Source organism: Coleofasciculus chthonoplastes PCC 7420 (assembly GCF_000155555.1).
GTDB lineage: Bacteria > Cyanobacteriota > Cyanobacteriia > Cyanobacteriales > Coleofasciculaceae > Coleofasciculus > Coleofasciculus chthonoplastes_A.
Window position 1 is genome coordinate 410,255 of record NZ_DS989843.1, and the last position, 23,282, is coordinate 433,536.

Annotated in this window: 18 protein-coding genes and 1 pseudogene; 12 read left to right on the forward strand and 7 right to left on the reverse strand. The window is 45.2% G+C overall.

The window, feature by feature from the left end; translation table 11 throughout:
• Positions 1-3: 3 nt before the first annotated feature.
• Complete coding sequence (locus MC7420_RS05565; RefSeq protein ID WP_006099063.1) at positions 4-2,802, reverse strand: UPF0182 family membrane protein; 2,799 nt, start codon at positions 2,800-2,802, stop codon at positions 4-6.
• Positions 2,803-3,461: 659 nt separating this feature from the next.
• Here MC7420_RS05565 and MC7420_RS05570 point away from each other — a divergent pair.
• Complete coding sequence (locus tag MC7420_RS05570; protein WP_006098957.1) at positions 3,462-4,433, forward strand: tetratricopeptide repeat protein; 972 nt, start codon at positions 3,462-3,464, stop codon at positions 4,431-4,433.
• Between the two features lie 569 nt (positions 4,434-5,002).
• Here the strand turns inward: MC7420_RS05570 and rfbB are convergent.
• The 4 genes from rfbB to MC7420_RS05590 all read right to left on the reverse strand — a co-directional run bounded on the left by rfbB (position 5,003) and on the right by MC7420_RS05590 (position 9,760).
• Complete coding sequence (gene rfbB / locus MC7420_RS05575) at positions 5,003-6,076, reverse strand: dTDP-glucose 4,6-dehydratase (protein WP_006099073.1); 1,074 nt, start codon at positions 6,074-6,076, stop codon at positions 5,003-5,005.
• A 125-nt stretch (positions 6,077-6,201) separates the two neighbouring features.
• Positions 6,202-7,560 (reverse strand): TonB family protein, encoded by a 1,359-nt coding sequence (locus MC7420_RS05580; protein WP_006098979.1) that lies wholly within the window; start codon positions 7,558-7,560, stop codon positions 6,202-6,204.
• A 64-nt stretch (positions 7,561-7,624) separates the two neighbouring features.
• A complete protein-coding gene (locus tag MC7420_RS05585) occupies positions 7,625-8,878 on the reverse strand; it encodes an RNA-guided endonuclease InsQ/TnpB family protein (protein ID WP_006099079.1) in 1,254 nt (417 codons plus the stop codon).
• 147 nt (positions 8,879-9,025) lie between these two features.
• Positions 9,026-9,760, reverse strand: coding sequence for a precorrin-2 C(20)-methyltransferase (locus MC7420_RS05590; protein ID WP_006098845.1), 735 nt, complete (start codon positions 9,758-9,760; stop codon positions 9,026-9,028).
• Between the two features lie 41 nt (positions 9,761-9,801).
• Here MC7420_RS05590 and MC7420_RS05595 point away from each other — a divergent pair, with 41 nt between their 5' ends.
• Positions 9,802-10,506: an esterase/lipase family protein gene (locus MC7420_RS05595; protein WP_006098925.1), complete on the forward strand. Its 705-nt coding sequence runs from the start codon at positions 9,802-9,804 to the stop codon at positions 10,504-10,506.
• Between the two features lie 226 nt (positions 10,507-10,732).
• Here MC7420_RS05595 and MC7420_RS05600 read toward each other — a convergent pair whose 3' ends face one another.
• Positions 10,733-12,694: a cation:proton antiporter gene (locus tag MC7420_RS05600; protein WP_006098798.1), complete on the reverse strand. Its 1,962-nt coding sequence runs from the start codon at positions 12,692-12,694 to the stop codon at positions 10,733-10,735.
• A 395-nt stretch (positions 12,695-13,089) separates the two neighbouring features.
• Here MC7420_RS05600 and MC7420_RS05605 point away from each other — a divergent pair, with 395 nt between their 5' ends.
• On the forward strand, positions 13,090-14,421 hold the full coding sequence (locus MC7420_RS05605) for an ArnT family glycosyltransferase (protein WP_006098840.1): 1,332 nt from the start codon (positions 13,090-13,092) through the stop codon (positions 14,419-14,421).
• A gap of 214 nt (positions 14,422-14,635) precedes the next feature.
• On the opposite strand, the gene MC7420_RS05610 is transcribed toward MC7420_RS05605, so the two are convergent.
• Positions 14,636-15,040, reverse strand: coding sequence for an AbrB family transcriptional regulator (locus tag MC7420_RS05610; RefSeq protein WP_006099102.1), 405 nt, complete (start codon positions 15,038-15,040; stop codon positions 14,636-14,638).
• A 460-nt stretch (positions 15,041-15,500) separates the two neighbouring features.
• Between MC7420_RS05610 and MC7420_RS05615 the strand changes: the two genes are divergently transcribed.
• From MC7420_RS05615 to MC7420_RS05655, 9 genes and pseudogenes are all read left to right on the forward strand, one after another.
• The gene (locus tag MC7420_RS05615) at positions 15,501-15,944 is read left to right on the forward strand and encodes an Rrf2 family transcriptional regulator (protein WP_006099125.1); all 444 of its coding nucleotides are present in this window, start codon (positions 15,501-15,503) and stop codon (positions 15,942-15,944) included.
• 27 nt (positions 15,945-15,971) lie between these two features.
• The gene (locus MC7420_RS05620; RefSeq protein WP_006099053.1) at positions 15,972-16,364 is read left to right on the forward strand and encodes a GFA family protein; all 393 of its coding nucleotides are present in this window, start codon (positions 15,972-15,974) and stop codon (positions 16,362-16,364) included.
• A complete protein-coding gene (gene cbiB, locus MC7420_RS05625; RefSeq protein ID WP_044205207.1) occupies positions 16,357-17,367 on the forward strand; it encodes an adenosylcobinamide-phosphate synthase CbiB in 1,011 nt (336 codons plus the stop codon). The genes MC7420_RS05620 and cbiB overlap by 8 nt, the downstream gene beginning before the upstream one ends.
• A 190-nt stretch (positions 17,368-17,557) precedes the next feature.
• The gene (gene pyrR / locus MC7420_RS05630; RefSeq protein ID WP_006098953.1) at positions 17,558-18,097 is read left to right on the forward strand and encodes a bifunctional pyr operon transcriptional regulator/uracil phosphoribosyltransferase PyrR; all 540 of its coding nucleotides are present in this window, start codon (positions 17,558-17,560) and stop codon (positions 18,095-18,097) included.
• Positions 18,098-18,164: 67 nt separating this feature from the next.
• Complete coding sequence (gene fni, locus MC7420_RS05635) at positions 18,165-19,193, forward strand: type 2 isopentenyl-diphosphate Delta-isomerase (protein ID WP_006098952.1); 1,029 nt, start codon at positions 18,165-18,167, stop codon at positions 19,191-19,193.
• Between the two features lie 430 nt (positions 19,194-19,623).
• Complete coding sequence (gene sppA, locus MC7420_RS05640) at positions 19,624-21,438, forward strand: signal peptide peptidase SppA (RefSeq protein WP_044205211.1); 1,815 nt, start codon at positions 19,624-19,626, stop codon at positions 21,436-21,438.
• Between the two features lie 88 nt (positions 21,439-21,526).
• Complete coding sequence (locus MC7420_RS05645; protein ID WP_006098790.1) at positions 21,527-21,931, forward strand: hypothetical protein; 405 nt, start codon at positions 21,527-21,529, stop codon at positions 21,929-21,931.
• A pseudogene (locus MC7420_RS05650) lies at positions 21,928-22,359 on the forward strand (HNH endonuclease). Before MC7420_RS05645 ends, MC7420_RS05650 begins: the two are co-directional and overlap by 4 nt.
• Positions 22,360-22,888: 529 nt before the next feature.
• Positions 22,889-23,131, forward strand: coding sequence for a ParB N-terminal domain-containing protein (locus tag MC7420_RS05655; RefSeq protein WP_006099042.1), 243 nt, complete (start codon positions 22,889-22,891; stop codon positions 23,129-23,131).
• Positions 23,132-23,282 lie beyond the last annotated feature (151 nt).

The following is a 23,282-nucleotide window of genomic DNA, read 5'->3' on the forward strand; positions in this document are numbered from 1 at the left end:
AGATTAATTTTGGTCGCCTGCTGACTTTCTCAGATCGGGTGCAGATTTTGGGGTTTGGTTCAATTGCTGTAAGATGCTCTCCAATTCTTGTTGGTATTGACCGTATTTTTGCCAATTGCCTTGACGCATGGCTTCCTGTGCTTTTTGATAGGTTTCCAAGGCGGATTGGGCGAGTTTGGAAACTCCTTCTTTTGGTGGAGCAGATGGTAGAGTCGGAGTAGGTTGTTGCACGTCTGCTTGGGTTTCGCCAAAGATAGTCGCTAAAGCTTCCTCTAAGGTTTCTTCCATAACCACTTCTTTCGCATAAGCAACAATGACCCGCTTCAATTCTGGAAGTTCACCTTGTTCAGCCCGCAGATAAACGGGTTCGACATACAGTAATGATTGGTCAATGGGAATCACTAATAAATCGCCGCGAATTACTCGCGATCCTTCCTGACTCCATAGGGTTAATTGTTGGGAAATTTGCGGATTTTGGTCAATGCGAGCTTCAATTTGCGAAGGACCATAAACGAGTTCTTGTTTCGGGAATTCGTACAGGAGTAATTTGCCATAGTTTTCCCCATCAGAACGCGCTGCCATCCACGCAACCATATTATCTTTATTGACGGGGGTAAACGGCAGAATCAAAATAAATTCGTGACTTGATGTTTCGGGTAAGCGCATAATCACATAATAAGGCAGCACGATCTGCTCATTCCCTTCATAAATTTCTGTGGGAAAACGCCACAAATCCTCCCGGTTATAAAATACTTGGGGATTATCCATGTGGTAAGACAGATACATTTGCGCCTGAATGGTGAATAGATCCAGGGGATAGCGGAAATGGGCTTTTACATCGGCTATAATCTCGTCTTGGGCGGTAAATAAGGTGGGGAATATTTTGCGATAGGTTTGCAGTACTGGGTCATCTTCATCAACAACCACAAACTGCATTGTCCCATTAAAGGCATCCACGACGACTTTAACTGAGTTGCGAATATAATTAATATCCCCTTGAGACATTTGGGCAATATCCCCATCTTGAGTGATCGCGCTAGCATTATTACTTTGGGAAACAGGTTCAGAATAGGGATAGCGATCGCTTATCGTATAGGCATCAATAATCCACTGTAATCTACCATCAATTAAGGTAATATAAGGGTCTTGATCAAACCGTAAAAAAGGTGCAACTTGGCTCACCCGTTCCTGAATCTGGCGATGGTAATGAATGCGGGAGGTGTTGGCAAAGTAATTAGAGATTAAAATTTTCAGATCGCCCAAATCATACGCATAAGCTAATCGTTGCCACAGTGAAGGAATCGGTACACCTCCATTTCCTTCGTAATTTGTGAATGCATTTGCATCGCCACGGGGATAGTCAAATTCTTGAGTTGTTGTCCCGGTAAAGATATAGGTATCGGTTTCTTCGCCGTAGTAAATGGCGGATTCATCGACTTGCAGATCGACTTTAGAAATTGGCGGAATATCTTGGATAAACAGTTCCGGTAAGCCATCCTCAGTCACAATATTTACCGGACTCATAACCAAACCATAACCATGGGTATATTTTAGCCGCTCGTTGACCCAAGTCTTAGCGCGATCGGGGACTTGGGCATAGACTAATTCCCGTGGTGAAAGCATCACCTGTCGGTAATTATCGTCAATCGTATAGCGATCAACATCGACATCATTAAATCGATAGTAAAGACGAATTTCTTGCAGTTGACGATAGGTACTTAATAACGGTCGATAATCCCACAAACGAATATTACGAATCGTGAATTGGTTGTCTTGCAACCCTTGGCGACTTAGCTGTCCTTCTGCTGGATAGTCTTGGGTAGGAACTTTGTCTAAATCGTAAGCTTTGCGCGTATAGGCGATATTATGTTCAATGTAGGGCTTTTCTTTTTCTAATTCATTCGGTTCAACAATAAAGCGTTGTTGAAACCAGGGAAAAAGACCAATAAAAACCAGAAAAGCAATCATATAAATCCCGATGCCATAGGTAGGTAAGGCAATATTGTTTTGCCAAATGGCTAGGATAAACGATAAGCCGAGCAGAAGGGAGATAACGCTCATAATCCAGAAGGCTAGACGTTGAGCATGAGCATCGGTGTACCCTGCACCATAGACGACACCATCAACATCGTAGAGTAATTCGTAGCGTTCTAACCAAAAGCCGATCGCAATCACTAAAGCAATCCCAGCTAACAGTAAACTGAGATGGGTTTTTACATCTTTAGTCAGGAAATGTTGCCAGTATTGGTCTAACCGTATTGTGCCTTTCAATACATAAACCGCGATGGATAAAATCAAGCTCCACCCCAAGAGAGTCAACACCCAATTCTTCAACCCCTCATAGAATGGAAGCTGAAACAAGTAAAACCCAATATCATGTTGATAAATGGGATCGGTCAGATTAAAATCGGTGGCATTCAAATACTTTAATATCGTCTCCCAAGCCGATGCACTGGTTGTGGCGGCGGCTAAACTGATCAGGAAGATCACCACTAAGACAGCGGAATTGGCGATCGTATCGGTATAGTGGGCTAAATCACTGGCGTCTAGGAAACGAAACGCGCGATCGCGAGTTAGACGCTGTGCCATCCAATAGTTAAACCACAAGAATAGTCCGTAAATAATAAACGTTCCCACCCAAGCCATAATTTTCCAGGTGATCCGCGTCCAGAATACATCTGAGAAGTTAACCGAATTAAACCACCAGGCTTCTGTGAGAATGTGAACCAATGTTTGAGAGAAAGGTAAGCCGAAGATGACGACTAATAGAAAGCCGATAATAAATTTATTGGCTGATTTCATAATTGTTTACTGAATCCGTAAGCCATATTTTAACCCTAACACGAATGTTACGGACTAACCTAAGTTGAATGTCGCTGACTTAAGCGGGGTTCGTAGTAGGCACGAAGCGTGCCATAAGCGAGTCGAGCGCTTACTACAAACTCTAAAGTTAGTGCCATTCAACCTAAGTTCGTCGTTGCACTTCAGCGCTAAAAATCCTAGCATCGCCCACGACAAACCCATACGTCAGTGCTATTCTGCTGCAACATCAGGTTTCCAACTCATTGTTAAGGTATCAGCGCTCCTAATTATAGGCAAGAGGCATCATTTTTCCCTCTAACAAACGGTAGAAAAATATTGGTATAGTGATTTTTTTGTCACATCACTACAGAGGGCGAGTTCTATAAAAGATATGAATTGACAAATGAACTATCAATATAAATTATCAATTAAACGCAATAATTAACAATTTTTATTAATAAACAACTACTTTTTAATTTTGATTAAGAACAACTAATAGTTCCTGACATACCTACCAAAAGAGAGATGAGAGATTAGCAATAAGTCACTACAGTAATTACTATATCGAGCGAGGTTGCTACTTATCCATTGATGTGACCGAAGCTGATGACGTAAATAAGTAGGGTATTCCTGTCTCTACATTCATTAGGGAGGAAATAATGTCTATCCAATTTAATCACCTCAAACAGACATTAGACCAGCAGCACAGACAAAAAATTTTCGGAATTCCAGAAATTATTCGCCGCACGATTTACTTGTTGGGTTTATCTGCAATCTTCATCAATCCAGTTGCGGCTAGCGAAGTCCAATTTCCTAAAATTAGCTTGACCACGGCAGAAAGTTATATAGCTCAAACTACTGCAGAGGATTTTGTCCAGCGAGGAGTAGAGAAATTAGCAACAGGTGACTTCAGGGGAGCAATTGATGATTTCAATCAGGCGATTAAGATTGACCATAATTCTGCGTCTGCCTACTCTATACGAGGACACACCTATACATTACAAGGAGAATTTAAAAAAGCGATTACTGATTTAAATCGAGCTATAGAAATTGCTCCTAACTTTGATCCAGCCTATAACAATCGCGGGTTTGCCCGCCTACAAATGGGAGATTTGGAAGGCGCGATTTCTGATTTTACTAAGGCAATTGACATAAATCCTAACTTAGCTCTAGCTTATAATGGTAGAGGATTTGCCCATCTGCAACAGGAAAATATTCAAGAAGCAATCACTGACTTCAACCAAGCACTTGAGATTAATCCTAACCTTGTTTTAGCCTATAATAACCGTGCCAATGCCCGTTTAGAACAGGGAAAATTTAAGGAAGCAATTGCTGACTTTAATCGGGCGATTGCTGTCAACCCTAACTATGCTCAAGGCTACTCAAATCGTGGGTTTGTTCATCTGCAACAGAACGATTTGCAAACAGCCCTCGCTGACTTAAACCAAGCGCTTGAGATTAATCCCAACTACGCCCAAGCCTATTATCATCGGGGACTTACCCATGTTCAACTCAGTAATGAAGAAGAAGCGATCGCGGATTTCCAAAAGGCGGCAGATTTATCTAGACAACAGGGTGACATGACAATTTACCAAAATGCCCTTGACCAAATTCAACAGATTCAGCCGTAAAGAAGTATAGCGCTACGCGCTAGGCTTTCTTGCAATAGGCAATGGGCAATAGTGAAGAAAAACACTGACTCATCAAGGGATTGACCCTTCGACTTCGCTCAGAGTCAAGCGATTTAAATTTTTCTTCTTTTGTCCTAACGTGTGTGCGTAGTGCTATATATAGCAACCGCCATAGCGGTTAGGACACATCATTTATGTAGAGACGCGCCATGGCGCGTCTCTACAATGGTGCCGAAAGTCCTAATCGATGTGTCTACTGCTATACATCAGGTAAGGGTACGGCAATGCCGTACCCCTACGAGTGATAATTGATTCATACATAATGGAGATTGATCTCGCTGGTTGATACACCCTCCCTCAAGGAGTATGCTTCGCTAAACACACTACAAGGATTTCATCATTGTTGACATTAAGGGTTGAATACCGAACAGCTTAGTCCTCACCCAACTATCTGCAAACATCCTTTGCTGACAGGACTTACGCAGCTACACCACTTATGGGGGCAAAGGTGCCTTACGCTACGCTCTCCCCACCCTACACATAGAGGCTTTGTGTAAGTCCTAGCTGATTTAACCATAAATTTTTCGGTAGTAATCTTTATACTCCTTCGACAGCAACGGCTCCCACCAATCCCGATGGGTCAAATACCATTCAACGGTACTACGTAATCCTCCTTCAATGGTTTCTTGAGGCGTCCAACCCAGTTTTGCCTTAATTTTGCGAGCATCAATTCCGTATCGGCGATCGTGTCCCGGTCGATCTTTGACAAAAGAAATTAACTTTTTACTGGGAGAAACAGGCAAATCCGAGGCTAATTCATCCATAAGCTGGCAAACCATCTGAACTAAATCCAGGTTCTTGATTTGGTTATTACCACCAATGTTATAGGTTTCGCCGGGAGTTCCTTGGTGCAGAACTAAATCGATCGCCTGACAGTGATCGTTGACATACAACCAATCCCGCACATGCTGTCCATCCCCATAAACAGGTAAGGGTTGACCCAGCATGATGTTAATGCACATCAGAGGAATCAGCTTTTCCGGAAACTGATAGGGACCATAGTTATTTGAGCAATTGGTAATTAATGTGGGGACGCCGTAGGTATGATGATAGGCACGGACAATGTGATCACTACCCGCTTTAGACGCCGCGTAGGGACTGTTAGGCTGATAGGGTGTCGTTTCACTAAACAACGGGTCATTCGGACTCAAACTGCCGTATACTTCATCCGTAGAAACATGAAGGAAGCGATCGCTCCCTCGATCTCCCCGCTTTTTCCAATGCTGGCGAAAGGCTTCCAAGAGAGTGGACGTACCCAGAACATTTGTTCTCACAAATGCTTCAGGTCCCAAAATTGAGCGGTCAACATGGGATTCTGCTGCAAAGTGGGCAACGGTATCAATCGTCTCACTGCGAAGTAAAGCATCAACGAGAGTGCGATCGCAAATATCTCCCGCTACAAATCGAAAATTTTCTCGTCCCTCGACTGACTCTAGATTACGGCGATTGCCGGCGTAACTGAGCAAATCGAGAACAACAACTCGATCATCTGGGTAGCGATCGCACCAGTGATGGACGAAGTTGGAGCCAATAAACCCCGCTCCACCTGTTATGAGTATGCGGCGAGGTTCTCGTGAAGGCATAATGACTTGGGTTCCTTTTCGCGGTAATCTTAGAGCATATAATTATAACCGTCGATCATCTTAACATCTGGTTGGGGATCAAGGATGAGACGGGTCAAAAATTGATAGCGCCAGCCCGTCTGAGGCTAGAGTATGGGTACAACTACGTCAGGTGGGTTGGAGGCTTCAGGGCTTTCCTCTGCTGGATTCGCTGATTCTTCAGGTTGGTCTTTTTGAGCCTCTGACTCTGAGGTTGTCTCTGATGGCGATGGTTGTCCAGAGTTTTCTGAATCACGATCCGAGGTGTCTGGATTGGATGAGGAAGAACTTGGGGTATTCGACTCCTCAGACGCCTCCGGATTCTCAGGTTGGGGTGTTGGCGAATTAGACCCCTCAGGAGTCTGATCCGAGGCTTCGGGAGGTGTTGGCTTCGGACAAACCTTGTCTTGATCAGAGAACTCCACCGAGACTTGGTATTCCTGGGGCTGTTCCGTGCTATTCAGAAAACGATGAGCTTGAATTGTATCTTGTGCCTTTTGCTCAAGAATGGGATCACCTGCTCGTTGAATGAGTTCTAAATTCGTTGGTTTGCCATCAGTGCCGACAACGACGCTATATAGGGCGTTGCCATTAACCTGCTTCTGGCAAGCGGCTTTGGGATAGGAAGCAATCAATGTTCTGCGTTTTAGGGGTGGAGGTTCTACCTTATTCCCTTCAGCGCCAGTGCTATCTGACTGTTGTTCAGAGTTGGGTTTCAGGGCTACTGACTGATCCGATTCTGATGCCGTCTCTTCCGGATTTGGGGTTGGCTCATCGTCATTAGCGGAGGGATCGCTATCTGGATTAGAAGCGATTTGCTTTCTCTCTTTGGGGGGTTCCGGTGGTTTAGAGCGTGGAGTCGTCAACAAGGCTGAGTTGCGATCAGACAACACCCTTAATAGACGATCATCAATACTCTGCGTCGGCTCTGTTTGTATGGATCTTGATTCAGGATTCGTTGTGCCGAGGGAAGACTGTAGATGATTACGTTGGCTAGGAAAAACTGGAATTCCTAGATTTCTCCTCATGGATGGAAATGGGGTACTCGGTTGATTCAGGGAGATTCGGGTTCGGGTTCGTTTCCGAGTCGAAGACGACGATGACGGAATTTTTAACGATTGGGAAGGGGGCGCCACGGAAATGTTGCCATCGAGGGGTAAAGAATCTAAGGAATCCTGAGAGGGGAGAGGTGGGAGTGGTGGGAATGGCGATTGTAATGGTGTCTGCTGATAAATATACGGGGGAATCGTTGGCACCGATAAATCGGGTAGGCGACTCAAATCGGCTTCGCTTAATTCCAACATTTGTACAGTTCGCCGCGTCGGTGGCGCTTCATTGGAAAAAACGGGGACATAAGAGGGTAAGGTTAGCCCCAAGATGACATGAATACCCACCGATGCTATTACCGCGATTCCAGTTGGCTGATTGAGTTTCTCGGAAACCGTTCTAAATAAGAGATTCGACATAGCCGTTATCATGCTCTCCGTTGCGGGGTTGTCGGGAATTCTATTCGTTGTGAACTACTCAGGCTTACTTCGTTGAAGCCTGAGCTTCTGGTTTCGCTGGGGATTGCGTCAGCTTAGACTTACGCCCAAGCTTCGGTCTCACATCCCCTCCACCATCAGCAGTCCCAGTCCCTGAGACCGATAAATGTTGTTGAGCCTGTCGAAGCATTCTGACACCTTCCGCTCTAATATTTGCTGAGGCATTACCATCTCTATCATGATGAGTGCCACAGCTCGGACAAGTCCAACTCCTAACCTCCAAGGGCATCTCGTCTACCTGATAATGACAGTTTGAGCAGAGTTTTGAACTAGGAAACCATCGGTCAATCTCTACCAGTACCTTACCCTCTTTTTCGAGTTTGTACGATATAAAATTGACAAACATTCCCCAGCCTACATCAGAAATTGCTTTAGCTAGTTTGTGGTTCCGAACCATGCCTTTAGTATTTAGACTTTCGACTACGATAACTTGGTTTTCGTCAACAAGCTTTCTCGATAGCTTATGTAAGTAGTCTTGACGGACATTACTAACTCGTTCGTGAACCCTAGCCACCAGTTTCCTGGCTTGATCTCGTGACTTGCTTCCTTTCTCCTTTCTGTCTAATTTCTGTTGCTTCCGCTTGAGGTTACGCTCATGCTTGGCTAAATGTTTGGGGTTATCAAACTTAGAGGTTTTAACCCCATCGTTAACAATGGCAAAATCCTTTAATCCCAAGTCAATCCCGGCAATTTTACCTTCACTTCGACTTGCGAGAGTGCTGACAGGAGGATTATCCCCTTCTACCTCGGTTAATACAGATGCAAAATACTTACCCGATGGCGTCATGCTAACCGTTACTGTCTTGATAGTTCCTTCAATTGGTCGGTGTATTTTAGTTTTGACTACGCCAACACGACCGGGAAACTTGAGGCAACCATCAACAACTTTAACCGACTGAGGATACTGAATGGATTGCTTATTCCTTTTAGCCTTGAACCTTGGGTATCTAGCTCTACCCTCGAAAAAGTTTTTGTAGGCAGCTACCAGGTTTAGTGTGGTAGCTTGCAAAACTTGAGAATAGCATTCAGATAACCATTCGGTTTCCTCCTGTTTCTTGAGCTTAGGCAAAAATGCGTTTAATGCTGAACGTGTCAAGCCTTTACCCGTTAACTGGTAAGTTTCAATGCACAAATTGAGTGCATAATTCCACCACCAGCGACTACAGCCAAAGTGTTGAGCTAGTATCACTTGTTGTTCAGTTGTCGGATATAGCCTAACTTTGATGGCTTGATGTCGCATCGCTTTCACCTCCTCTTACCACTATATACCATTTAAGGTAAGCAAGTCCTGAAGATGGGAAATTTCGTTCCTCAATTTCCCGCTGTCCATCCTCACCCTACTTCGCCCTTGGGTGAGGACTTCCGCGACGCCGTTAATAAAAATAATCTAGAGTCTAATTGAACTCAGGGATTGAGTAACGTTGACAATCATGATCGAAAAGTAGGGTAATTTCAGCGTTGGGCGATCGCGTAAATCGTGATAAATCACTTGATCTGGTAGGGTAGCACGTTCGACTACCCAGGCGGTGTCCAATAATTGGCGGCGATGCAACACTTGCCATACCTGTTCATACACTGAACTCACTTTCATCAGGACTACGACATCCGCCCACTCTAAAATTGTTTCCAGTTCCTTTACATTATAGAGAGCTGGCAGCACCACCAAGCGATCGCGCTGTACCGTTAGCGGTAATCCTAACACTGAGGCGGCTGCCATGGGTGAACAAACGCCAGGAATCATTTGCACGACGGCGGTGGGTTGCTGCTGTTGCAGGGTTTGCGCCAAATAGGTAAACGTGCTGTAAAAACTGATATCCCCTTCACAAACAAACGCCACATCTTGTCCAATGTTTAGATAATGCCAAACCTGTTCGGCAGCTTCTATCCACGCTTGGGTAAGAATGTCAAGGTCTTGCACGTAAGGAAATGTTAAGGGCAGTTGAACTTGTTGAGCGTCTAACCATTGCCCGACAATTTGTTGAGCCATACCCAATTTTCCCCTCACTCCCGCCGGAAACGCCACCACGGGTGCTTGTTTGAGGATACGCAGGGCTTTAAGCGTGATTAATTCGCGATCGCCTGGACCCACACTCAGACCGTAAAGCGTGCCAACTTGCCCCATGATTATTTGTTACGTTTGATTAAAAAGCTTTACAATCCAAAATGCCACTACCGACTGTTATTCTACCGGGTTTTTTTGCCGGGGCAACTGAATATCGAGGATTAGAAACCGCGTTAAATCAATTCGGGTTTCCCACCGTTACTGTACCGCTACGACAAGGCGATTGGATTCCCACCATAGGCGGTCGCTCAGTTGTACCAATTTTACGCCAACTCGACCAAACCGTGAAACAGGTTATGGCAGATTACAACGCCAATCAGGTTAATCTGATTGGTCATTCCGCCGGAGGCTGGATTGCCCGAATCTACCTGGGCGAAAAACCCTACGATATTCATGGCAATGTAACATCCTCAGTCCCCGGATTTTGGAATGCTCATCCTGCTATTGCCACATTGGTAACATTAGGGACACCTCATACTAGCCAAGAGCGCTGGACAAAACGCAATCTGGATTTTGTGGCAATCAACTATCCGGGAGCGTTTTATCCCCAGGTTAAATATATCTGTGTCGCGGGTAAAGCCATCTATGGTCAACGGCGCTTGGGTCAATGGTTAGCCTATAACAGTTATCAGCAAACCTGTGGAGTCGGCAATTGTTGGGGAGATGGGATTACTCCCATTGAAGCAGCTCATTTAGAGGGGGCGGTGAATCTCACCTTAGAAGGAGTGCTGCATTCACCGCGAAGGCAGGGACTTTGGTATGGTTCGCCAGAACCAATGAAATCGTGGGTTCCCTATTTAAGGTAAAAATCTTAGGGGCGCAAGCCTTGCGCCCTTTATTCAGTGAGTGATTCCTCTGAATCATTAGACAGTATTGAAATGTTATCGCTACCCCCACTAAGGAAGCGTCTAAACCATTGGTGTCAACTTAAGCTCAACCCCTCACCCCCAGCCCCTCTCCCACGCCGGGGAGAGGGGAGCAAGAGCATCCGATCCCCCTTCTCCCCACGGTGGGAGAAGGGTCAAAACTGTTTCATCCTTCAACCTTCGCCTCTTTTTCACCCTTCGGTTTATTGGCAATTTCTTTCACCGCTTTCTCTTCCACAGGCTCAGAAATCGGAATCTCCTCAACCTCTGGCAACTTTTCTACCGCCAGCCGAGAGGACGAACTGCCACCGGATAAGCGTTTCAAGAGTTTAGGTCTGGGATCATGCAGCAGATAAATAATTTGATCGTCAGCCTGCCAAGTTTCATTCGCGCTAGCCACTTGTAAATTCCCTTGCCGTTCGATTAATAAGGGAACCAGTTCCCCCGCCCGAATCAACGCTTGTAAATGCGCTCGCTGAAATGCCAATCCCAATTCTTTTAACGTGGTTGTACCTAACTTGACTTGCCCCTCGACAATATATTTGTTCCACGTCTTAATCGGTAGTTGAGAAACAAAGGCTTGATTGACTTTTGTTTTATTATTCGTCGTATTGGCTTGGGGATCACGCGGAAATACGGCAACCACTCGTGGCGGCGCAAACTCTTCCACGGCGCGTTGGGCTAAGACTAGGTTCACTTCCCCATTATTGGTCATTGCCAGAAATGTACCCACTGATTCAATCCCAGCTTCTTCTAAAACCTCAACATCTAAACCACTGCTTTGGAACACCCGCAGATTTTCCTCCTCGGCTTTTTGGCAGGCTTCGGGATCAGTGTCGATGAGGACAACCTCTTCTTCCTGTTCTTGAAACAAACGCGCAATCAGACGACTCAAAGGATTACAGCCCACAATCACCGCACCCGTTGCCTTTTCCTGGGGATTCAGTTGTAGCCATTGGGCAACCCAACGCGCCGTTAACCCTTGTAAAAATACCGTCAGCATAATCGTTAGGAAGACCAGGGCTTTAATCGAATCTCCCCCATTAATCCCGCGTTCGGTGAGAAGAATCGCAAATAAGGAGGCGACGGAAGCACTGACAATTCCTTTGGGCGCAATCCAGGATAAAAAGATTTTTTGTCGCCAATTTAAGCCGCTATTCCAGGTACATAAGCTGACACTCACCGGGCGCACTAGGGTCATTAATGCCAAAACCGTGAATACACTGCCCCACCCTAAAGCAAACACACTGTCAATGGACAAATCGGCGGAGAGGAGAACGAAGAGTACAGAAACCCCCAGCACTGTTAATTGTCCTTTAAACCGTCGCAACAGGCGCTCTTCTGGTAGAGAAGACGCACCGACAACGATTCCGGCGACGACGGTTGCCATTAATCCGGATTCGGAGCGAATCGTTTGTGCCAAGCCAAATAAGCCTAACATCCCGGCTAACACCACCAGGTTTTTCAGGTCTTCTGAAAGAAAATCGGCTCGTTTGAGAAATAAACCCAGCAGCCAGCCACCGATACCACCAATCACACCACCAATACCCAGGCGTAACCCTAGACCGACAATGGCAGCCGAGGCTCCTGCATCGCTGTTGAGAATGGTATCGAGGACAACAACGGATAGAATCGCCCCCACGGGGTCAATTAATACCCCTTCTCCTTCTAAAAGGGCGGCAACTCGTCGATCAACTTTTACTTGTTTAAGCAGTGGACCAATAACCGTCGGACCGGTCACAACTACGAGAGCCGCATAGAGAAAGGCAATCGACCAGGGAAATTCTCCTAACCAATGGGCAGCCATCCCACCGCCTAGCAGTGTAATCAGCGTTCCCAGGGTGACGAGGTTTCTCAGAGAACCTGATACTTTGCCTAAATCGCGCAGGTTGAGGTTAAGTCCTCCCTCAAAAAGAATTACGGCGACGGATAAGGCAACAATGACTTCTAAACCCACTCCCAGTTCTTGGGGGTGTAATAAACCCAAACCATCGGAGCCGAGGGAAACACCGAAGATGAGCAGAAAGACGATGCTGGGGACTTTTAGGTACTCGGCAATCACCTGAGCGCTGATTCCAGCACAGACAGCGATGACCATTTGTAGGGTTAATTCAAAAGATCCTTCCATAGGTATGCTTGTCGCAGGTGATCGACTGAGGTCTAGATGCCTGATGATTGGCTCTATTTAACAAAATGAGCAAGTTGAGTTGATAAAGCCTAACTATATTACTGTGAATAAGCGGCAGGAGTGATTCGGTTAACCCGTCGGGTGTGACGCTAACGTTGATCCTAACGCGGCTAGGTCTATCTATCTATAGCACTACGCACTCTAGTTATTCCTAAAGTTACGCTGATCGGGGTAGTCAGAGTTTTTTATTTTTAACTGAAAAGTCATAATTGAAAAGTCACCGTTTGATTAGGTCGCGCCACGGGTTGAGTCACGGTGAAGGCAATGGCAACCTGTTGGATGGCAGCAAGGTGAACGACTGGCGACCAGCAGCACTCTAACTTGTTCGTTTAAAGATGAATCGTCAAACATTTATTTCGGGACGCTCAGAGAGTCGAATTCGCAAAACTCAACGTTGGATTGAGCGGATGTGGATGTTCGGCTTACTCTTAGCCGCTTTGCTCTTATTTTGTCTAAATCTGGATAGCCCACCTCTCTTAAATGGGGGTGAACAAACGATCAATCAGGTCGCTGGTGAATTAACTACCACGCCTTTGGCATCTTGGCAATGGTTTTATCCAACGTTTGGGGACAAATCCTATGTTGAAGATCCACCCTTACTGTATTGGCTAATTGCTTTGGCTTATAAGACAGGGAATGATAATACCTTGATCACACGCTTACCGACTGCCCTTCTGAGCGCTCTGTCTGTTCCCCTTTTCTATGGAATCGGTCGAGAAATTTTCCCATCTCGTCAAAATGCGCTTTTTTCGAGCTTCATTTATTTAACTGTATTACCTGTGGTGCAGTATGGACGTCTCGCGATCGCGGATAGTGCGGTGTTATGCTTTGTCATGCTAATGATGGTGTGTCTGTTGCGATCGCGTCGTGATTTGCGTTGGTCATTGGTAGCTGGTATTGGATTCGCTTTAATTTGTCTGACTCAGGGAATTGGATTCGGATTGCTTTTGCTGGCAATCGGTTTAATTTTTATTGCCTGGGATACGCCGAGACTGCTCAGATCTGGCTATTGGTGGTTGGGTTGGATATTAGGTATCATCCCCGGATTGGTTTGGTATACTCTACCCTGGCTTGAGGGTCAAGCATTTCTCACTGCCAATCTGATCCAAGAATCATTACAACCCTTTTGGCATTCTGTCAAGATTCCCAGGACTCTTACTGGCTATTACGATTACCTATTGGAGTTCTTAAAATTCTCGGTTCCCTGGTTACTCTTTGCGTCTTATGGATTAGGGTTGGCGTGGACTCATCGCAATTGGGGTTGGGCAAAATTCGTATTGGTTTGGACGGGTGTTTATGGAGGAGCCGTTTGTCTAATTGGCTCTCCCTTATCGGCGTATAGTTTACCAATTTACCCCGCTTTAGCCCTAGCGGGTGGCGCTCAACTTGCCGCCGTGTGGAATTCGCCCCGCTCTCAATCCTATCCGCGTCTCTGGGTTTTTGGATTGAGTCTCATGTCTTTAGGGGCAATCGCCGCTACTGTTTATTTCCTACTAGAAGCCTCTGGAAAGCTTTTACCTGTCGTTTCTAGCTCCGTCGCCCTAACCTTCGCGATCGCGGCTATCCTCGTGGCTCGACGCGACATACAATTTATTTTCATTTTGTTTTGGGGAATGTATGTGTCTCTGGTATTGTTGATGACTTCTCCCCATTGGATTGTATCTTAGCCATTTCAATGAATAGCAAGATATATCCCCCGCTAAATCTTCTGGATTATAACGGGGGTCTTTTTTGCCAACTCCAATAAAAATCCTATCGCCCAACCATCAGGTTGGAACGCGGACTTATCCGTTGTTGCTACTATGACTCAAGCCAATTGAAATGCTGGTAAACAGTCAGCCTCTTTAGGCGTTTAGCTTTTCCTTAGCCATCGCCTGAGTCTTACTCATCAATTTCCTCTTCTGCGCCAAGTTGCTTGAGATGAATGTGCTTACGACCTAAGGTGATTTCAAATTCATCCCCAGGTTGTAAACCCATCTGTTTCGTATAAGCAGAACCAATAAGCAGATTACCGTTAGATTGCACAGAGATGCGATAGCTCGCACTCCTACCCCCGCGTCCATTGCCATTGGCTTTGCTATCTAATTCAATACCCTCAGCGTCAATCAGCGCATTCAGGAATTTCATCATATTAACGCGCTCTACATCGTTTTTAGTTACGGTGTAGTAGCCACAGGCTCTAGCTTTTTCTTCTTTGCTGAGGTTACCTAGCTCTCTAACTTTCTCAAGCAGTGCTTGACCCTCTAAGGGTTCCATCTTGGACTCCATTTTTTTCTTTTTAGCCATCAACTTGAATCTAAACCTAAACAGTGAGGTCTCAGGTAGCGATTTCGCTATACTGATACATAACCAAGATAACAAAATCTTGGTCTTATATCATCCTCTATAGAACTATATTACACGGATACTGTCAACTTGGTTGCTTATATTTGTTGAATTTATCTTTTTAACAAATCAACCGCCGACTGGAGAACGTGTCAGCAATGGATACGCAGCGATAAGGTGGGGCGTTTCCAGTTGATCGAGTCAGCAACAAAAACCAATGATGTGCAAAACTCAGGATTGATGGGAGGCGTTATCAGGCTTCAGGAAAAACCCACCTGGTTATAGTTGACAGTACAACCATCCGGGGACGTCAATAAAAAAAAACCCGTTCAACTCTTAACCCTGTACAACCCAACCTGAAACTGGCTGAATTAGACTCCAGCTTCAAACCAACTCCAAGCTAGGAGAGATTACAATCCCTATGAAGTTGACAACTCGCGGACATTATAGTGTCAAAGCGCTCCTTGATCTCAGCCTACAGCCCGGTTATGGACCAACATCCGTTAAAATGATTGCCCAGCGCCAAGATCTACCCGCACCCTATTTAGAGAAACTACTGATTGAAATGCGTCGTGCTAATTTAGTGAATTCAGTACGGGGTTCTCAAGGTGGCTATCAATTAGCTCGCGAACCTTCAAAAATTTCTCTGGGTCAGATTTTAGCAGCCGTTGGTGAAACAATCGAACCATTACACCACCACCAGGCAGATGCCACTCAAGCCGAAGACTGGGTAACTTTAACCTTGTGGCATCGACTTCATGAAAAACTCAAAGATGCCCTATATAGCATAACCCTTGCCGATCTTTACTATGATGCTCGAAGTTGGCAAGCGGCTCAAGGCGAACAAACCAGTTTTGTGATTTAATAGAGGCTTTGATCTCGAATGACCATAATGAATCAACTGATTACCTATCAAGGGGGCTGTCACTGTGGTTCTGTCCGTTTCAGTGTGACAGTTGACCAGCACGAGGCAATCGATTGCAATTGTTCAATTTGTCGCAAAAAAGGCTTCATCCACCTAATTGTACCCCCGGAACGGTTTACTCTATTGAGTGGGGCTGAGGTTTTAACAACATATACGTTTAATACCCATACCGCTAAACATACATTCTGCCGTATTTGTGGGATTCACCCCTTTTATCGCCCCCGTTCTCATCCCCAGTCGATTGATGTTAACCTGCGTTGTCTCGATGATGATGTCCTGTCTCGATTTGCCAGAGTGCCGTTTGATGGTGCTAATTGGGAAGATAATATAGATACGCTCAAAGGCAACAAGATTGACTAGAAGTGTCATTGTTTTGTTACTTGCCGCCAGTCTAGATTACTGGATAGGTGATCCTTGGGGTTGGCTTCATCCCGTCCAAGTCATGGGTTGGCTGATTTCTCACTTTAGCCAATGGATAATTCACAATCTTTATCGTCCCTGGGAACGCCGCCTCGCCGGAATTGGATTGGGGTTAGGATTAATTATCGGTAGTGGTATGGCAGGCTGGTTCATCGTGTTGGCAGCAAACTGGCTTCATCCTTGGGTAGGGATTGGGGTTGAAAGTATTCTGCTAGCAAGCTGTTTTGCGGGTCGCAGTTTACGAAACGCGGCTGATGATGTGGTACAACCGCTAACTGATGAAGAGTTAGAGCAAGCGCGTTCTCGTTTGCGTCAATATGTGGGTCGAGATACAGAAAAATTGACAGCACCTGAAATGTTTCGGGCGGTTCTAGAGACTATCGCCGAAAATGCTACGGATGGTGTTACAGCGCCCTTATTTTATGCTATTATTGGCGCGTTTTTTCCGATAGTGGGTAGCTCTCCCTTGGCTTTAGCCTATAAAGCGGCTAGCACTCTCGATTCAATGATTGGTTATCGACGCGAACCTTATACAGATTTAGGGTGGTTCAGTGCTAAACTTGAGGATTACTTAACCTGGCTACCCTGTCGGCTGACGGTAATAACCTTAGCGCTTTTGTCAGGAAAACCCCAAAAAGTGTGGAGTTTATGCTGCCGAGATGCAACCAGCGATCCTAGCCCCAATTCCGGTTGGAGTGAATGCGCTTATGCTGCTATTCTGGGCGTACAACTTGGGGGAACCAACTGGTATCAGGGAGTTGCCAAATATAAACCCCTTTTAGGTGATCCGGTTGAGCCAATTACACCGACCAAAATTGACCAAGGGTTACAGTTGACCCGATACTGCTGTTTGATTTGGCTGGTTATCGCGATCGCAATACTGGAGTCTTCTCATTTATTCCCATCCTTATATATATGGCATCAAAACTCGATTCTCCACTAGCGAAACAAAGGGTCATACCTCAAAACCCCAAACTTAAACAAAGGGCGGGTTTTGCAACCCAACTCGGAAAGGCAATTTATATTAGTCCCTAAACCCGCCCCTACTCCAAACTATATGCCGTGAACTCTAGACAATATCCCTAATTCTCTCCCCTAGTCCTATCCCATCCGCCATCAAACCAGCAACGAGAATGCCAACTCAAACTATTGAAATTCTCTCCCCTGAAGAACTGCGCCGCACTGTCACTCGTTTGGCATCTGAGGTGATTGAACGCGCCGGAGATGTGTCTAAACTTGTGCTTTTAGGCATTTATACTCGCGGAGTTCCCCTCGCCAAGCTGCTAGGACGGCAAATTGAAATGTTAGAACAGGAATCAGTAGCCGTGGGCGCGATCGATATTACCTTCTACCGCGATGATTTGGATCAGATTGGCGTCCGTACTCCAGCGAAAACCGAGATTTCCTGTGATCTTTCGGGCAAAATTGTGGTATTGGTCGATGATGTTATCTTTAGTGGGCGCACGATTCGCGCTGCTTTAAATGCGGTGAATGAATACGGTAGACCCCAGGTGATTCAGTTATTAGTTCTGGTCGATCGCGGACATCGTGAGTTACCGATATGTCCCGACTTTACAGGCAAACAGCTACCCACCTCTAGAGACGAACAAGTTAAAGTTTACCTGCAAGATTTTGATGGACGAGATGCTGTGGAGTTAATCAAAGTCTTTTAGTATATCGTTGGCTGAACCCTGCTGCAAACTCTCCTACCCTCCCACCCTGTTCTCATTTTCCAGCACGATGACAGAAACCCAAACGCGCAAAGCCGATCACATCAGAATTTGTCTCAATGAAGATGTGCAGTTTAATCAAATCACCAATGGATTAGAACGCTATCGGTTTACCCACTGTTGTTTACCGGAAATCAACCGCAGTGAGATTGATATCTCTACCGAGTTTCTGGGTAAAACCTTAGGCGCACCCTTACTCATATCCTCCATGACTGGAGGAACCCAACAGGCGCAAACGATTAATTTTCGTCTGGCTGAAGTCGCCCAAACGTATCAATTAGCCATGGGTGTGGGTTCCCAGCGAGTCGCGGTGGAGAATCCACAAGTGGCGGATACCTTTGCCGTGCGATCGCTTGCACCGGATATCTTGTTATTGGCGAATTTGGGTGCGGTTCAACTGAACTACAGTTACGGCTTGGATGAATGCTTGCGCGTGGTGGAACTGTTAGCCGCCGATGCCTTAATTTTGCACCTCAATCCTTTACAGGAATGTATTCAAACGAACGGAGATACAAATTTTCGCGGTTTACTTGACAAAATACACAAATTGTGCTGCAAGTTACCTGTACCTGTGATTGCCAAAGAAGTCGGCAATGGCATCTCAGCCGCCATGACACAGAAACTACTTGACGCAGGCGTAAGCGCCATTGATGTCGCGGGTGCTGGGGGAACGTCTTGGGCAAAAGTTGAAAGTGAACGGGCATTAAATCTCAAGCAACGTCGCTTAGGACAAACCTTTGCCGACTGGGGATTACCCACAGCCGATTGTATCACCAGTATTCGAGACATTGCCCCAGAAGTTCCCCTAATCGCTTCCGGTGGATTACGCAATGGGTTAGAGGTTGCCAAAGCGATCGCGCTGGGTGCAGATTTAGCCGGATTAGCCTTTCCCTTTCTCCAAGCCGCATCAGAGTCTACAGAGGCGGTGGATGAACTCGTAGAGTTATTAATCGCGGAAATAACCACGGTACTCTTTTGTACAGGAAATGCCAATCTGTCTCAATTTAAACAATCGGACGCCTTGCAAAAGCTAAGATGAATGTTTGTAGTAGGCACGAAGCGTGCCAGAAGCGAAGACAGCGCTGACTACAAACTCTCAATTCAGTGACATTCAAGTTAGGATGAATGTTGCTGATTTAAGCCTTTTTGGATCACCGTAACCCTTGATATACCGTAGGGTGGGTTGAGCGAAGTCGAAACCCACCAGCCTTAATTCATTACCATTCAAGTTAGTATAGAAGCAGTTGTGCGTCAGGATAGCTATAGTTTCCTAGTCTGACACTCAGCGCTGGTTAAAACAAGTCCATACAGGAAAGCCTATAACGGAGCAACCCATTAATCAACTCAATCCACGAACTAGGAAACTTGACTCTCTGTTCAACTCTTATCATAAATCCATTGGAAACGCTTCAGACAACAACTAAACATAAACAACAGATAACGAATAACTCATAACGGATAACCAGAAAATGCGTAAATTCATTACACAAACTCTTGCCAGTATGTTGGGTAGCCTACTTGGTTTTACCTTATTTTTCGGTATTGGCACTGTTGGACTGGTTAGTTTAATTATCACCGCCGCATCTAGAGATACTGGACCCCAAGTTAAAGATAAATCGGTACTGGTTTTTGACTTATCCTTAACCGTTCGGGATACCGATCCCACATCCAGCACCAGTCGCGCGATTGAAGAAGCACTATCTGGAGAAGAAACCGACACGATTACATTACGCAAGGTTATCGATACCTTAAACACGGCGGCTGAGGATTCACGAATTGTGGCGCTTTACCTGGATGGATCACAGACAAGCACCAGTAGTGGTACCGGATTTGCCACGCTGAAAGAAGTCAGAGAAGCATTAGAACGGTTCAAAGAAAGCGGCAAAAAAATTATCGCCTACGATGTAGATTCTGGAGAAGGAGAATATTATCTAAGTTCAATCGCCGATACAATTGTCCTCAATCCCATGGGTAGCCTGGAAATGAATGGCTTTAGTTCTCAGCCCATGTTTTTCACTGGAGCCTTGGAAAAATTTGGCATTGGAATTCAGGTGATTCGGGTAGGCAAATATAAGTCAGCCGTAGAACCCTTTGTATTGAAAGAATTGAGTCAAGAAAACCGACAGCAGATGCAAGCGTTACTCGGAGATCTGTGGACAGAATTTCGGACAACGGTGGGGAAAAGCCGTCAAGTAACACCTCAAGAGTTACAAGCGATCGCGGATACTCAAGGTATTGTCTTAGCATCGGATGCGATCGGACGCCGCTTAGTCGATAAAGTGGGCTATTACGATGAAGTTATTGCCCAACTTCAGGAACTCACGGGTGAAAGTGAAACAGAGAAATCCTTTCGTCAGGTTCACCTGTCCACCTATGCTGATATCGCCGATAAACCTGAACATCAACGCGCTTCTAAAAATAAAATTGCTGTCCTTTATGCCAGTGGTGAAATTGTTGATGGTGAAGGAAGTGTCCAAGAGGTGGGAGGGGAATCCTTTGCCGCACAAATGCGAAAATTGCGCCTTGATGATTCAGTAAAAGCTGTTGTCTTACGAGTGAATAGTCCGGGAGGTAGTGCTACCGCATCTGAGATTATTCAACGGGAAGTCAAACTTACTCGCGACTCCAAACCTGTCATTATTTCCATGGGAGATATTGCTGCATCTGGGGGATATTGGATTTCCACCTATGGTAACCGAATTTTTGCCGAACCCAATACTGTAACGGGTTCAATTGGCGTGTTTGGATTATTGATGAATGTCCAGCAAATTGCCAACGAGAATGGAATTACGTGGGATGTCGTGAAAACGGGACGTTTTGCGGATACCCAAACCGTTTCTCGTCCCAAAACCACTCAAGAGTTAGCCCTGATTCAAAAAATAGTTGACCAAGTTTACTCTAAATTCTTGGACAAAGTGGCTGAGTCCCGTAAGTTACCCAAAGATAAAGTTGCTCAAATTGCTCAAGGGCGAGTGTGGTCAGGTATTGATGCGAAACAGTTGGGATTAGTCGATGAAATTGGTGGACTCGATGATGCAATTGAGTATGCGGTTAAAGAGGCAAATTTAGGCGAGGATTGGAAATTAGAAGAATATCCTCGTTTCCAAACCTTGGAAGAGCGTTTGATTGAAGAGTTTGTCGGGAATGATAGTAATACTACGCGACAGCCTGATCCCTTAATGGCAGAGTTCATGAAATTGAAAGAGGATTTGGCAATGTTACAGGCGCTGAATGATCCGAAAGGGATTTATGCGCGTCTACCGTTTAATTGGCGGTTCGATTGAGGAAAGTAGGCGATAAAATCGCTACACAAACTAAGTCCGCCTGCGCGGACTGGATTATAAAAGGAGTCGTTAAGTAAACGGAATAACTATGACAACTCAAATTACCATAACTTTGTCAGATGACATATACCAAAAAGCTGAATATTTTGCCCAAATGACTAACCGCAATGTGGCTGATGTCTTGGCGCAAGTCATTGACCTTTCTTTCTCTCCGCTTACGCCCAAAGCGGCATGGACTGAGAATAGAGAAAGTTTATCAGTTGCTACGCTTTCTAATCAGGAGGTTATCGCTTTAACTGAATCGCAGATGACACCTGAACAAGACCAACGCTTAAGCGAATTGCTCTATAATCAACAGGCGGGAACGCTGACAGATGCTGAACGTTCTCAACTGTGGGCTTTGATGCAAGTTTATCAAGAGAAACTATTACTTAAAGCTCAGGCATTACGTGAGGCAGTTCAGCGAGGCTTGCGAGAACCTTTAAATACATGAACACAGGCTGGATATCTGAAACAGTGCGGGACAAAATTCGCACCCAAGCTGGTAATTAATGCGGTTACTGTCGTAGTTTACAGAAATATGTTTTGGGAGTTTTGGAAATTGAACATATTATTCCTAAAGCAAAAGGAGGTACAGATGAGGAAGATAATTTATGGTTAGCTTGTCGTCTATGTAACAGTTATAAGGGGATACAAAGCGATGCAGAAGACCCACTAACTGGTAAAAGAGTGAAGCTATTTAATCCGAGAAAGCAAAAATGGTCAAGACATTTTGCATGGAGCGAGGATGGCACTCAAATTCTGGGACGTACTGCCTGCGGTCGAGCCACCGTTATAGCCCTACAACTGAACAATATCGTATCAGTTACAGTTAGACAACAATGGGTCATAGCCGGTTGGCATCCTCCCACATCAAACTGAGTTTAACCCAACATGATAATATACAGCAGTTTGCTCTGCTATGCGGTACCTTGTCGATCCCCCTAAATCCCCCTTAAAAAGGGGGACTTTGATCTACTGTACTTTATTACAGCGCTTTGCGCTGTAAGATCTCCCCCACCTCAAATATCACTGGTAAGAACAACAGCCGAATCCATCACCTGTGGTGAGAAATCTCATGCAACTAAAGGCGGAAAAAAGCACATTATATTCAGAAAATCTGTAGGGTGCGTTAGCGTAGCGTAACGCACCATTGCCACTGACGTTTATCAGTTAATATTTGTATTTTTCCTGGTTTACACTAGACTTAAGTCAAAATTACGAAATTGCGTAAACATAAAGTACCAGTGAAGAAAGCTGTATTCATGAATTCAGCCAAGCTTGATTGGTATATTATTAAGCTGCAATTCCCTTAGTTGATCAGGGGATATGGCTTAGTGATTGAATAGGGTGGTAAAAATGGTGTCATCACAAGCTAATCACCATTCATCTTTCTTATTGGAGTATTATCATGCAAATTCAACAGGTAAGATTATCTGAGATTCAAACTGTCTCTTACAGTGAACTAGAACCCAAAAAACTTAAAGCATTAGAAAATAGTTATGATTCTTTTGAGACTCAACTAAACAGTAAAAGCAATCCAATTGCTCTTGATCGTGGTGCAGGTAAACCCTACCAAATCCTAGATGGTAGGCATAGAGTCTATCTAGCCCGCAAGAAGGGGTACAGTTCAGTTCCGGCAAGGTTTGCGTAAATGCTTTTTAGCGCGTCTATGGATTTATACAGCTCATATGAAGCTTAAAAAAGCAAGATAAGCTGTTGGGCATTTAAACCATAATGTCAAGAATTGCGAGATCCTTGTAGTGCGTTAAGCGAAGCCATGCCGCAGGCTTTGCATCTTGCTC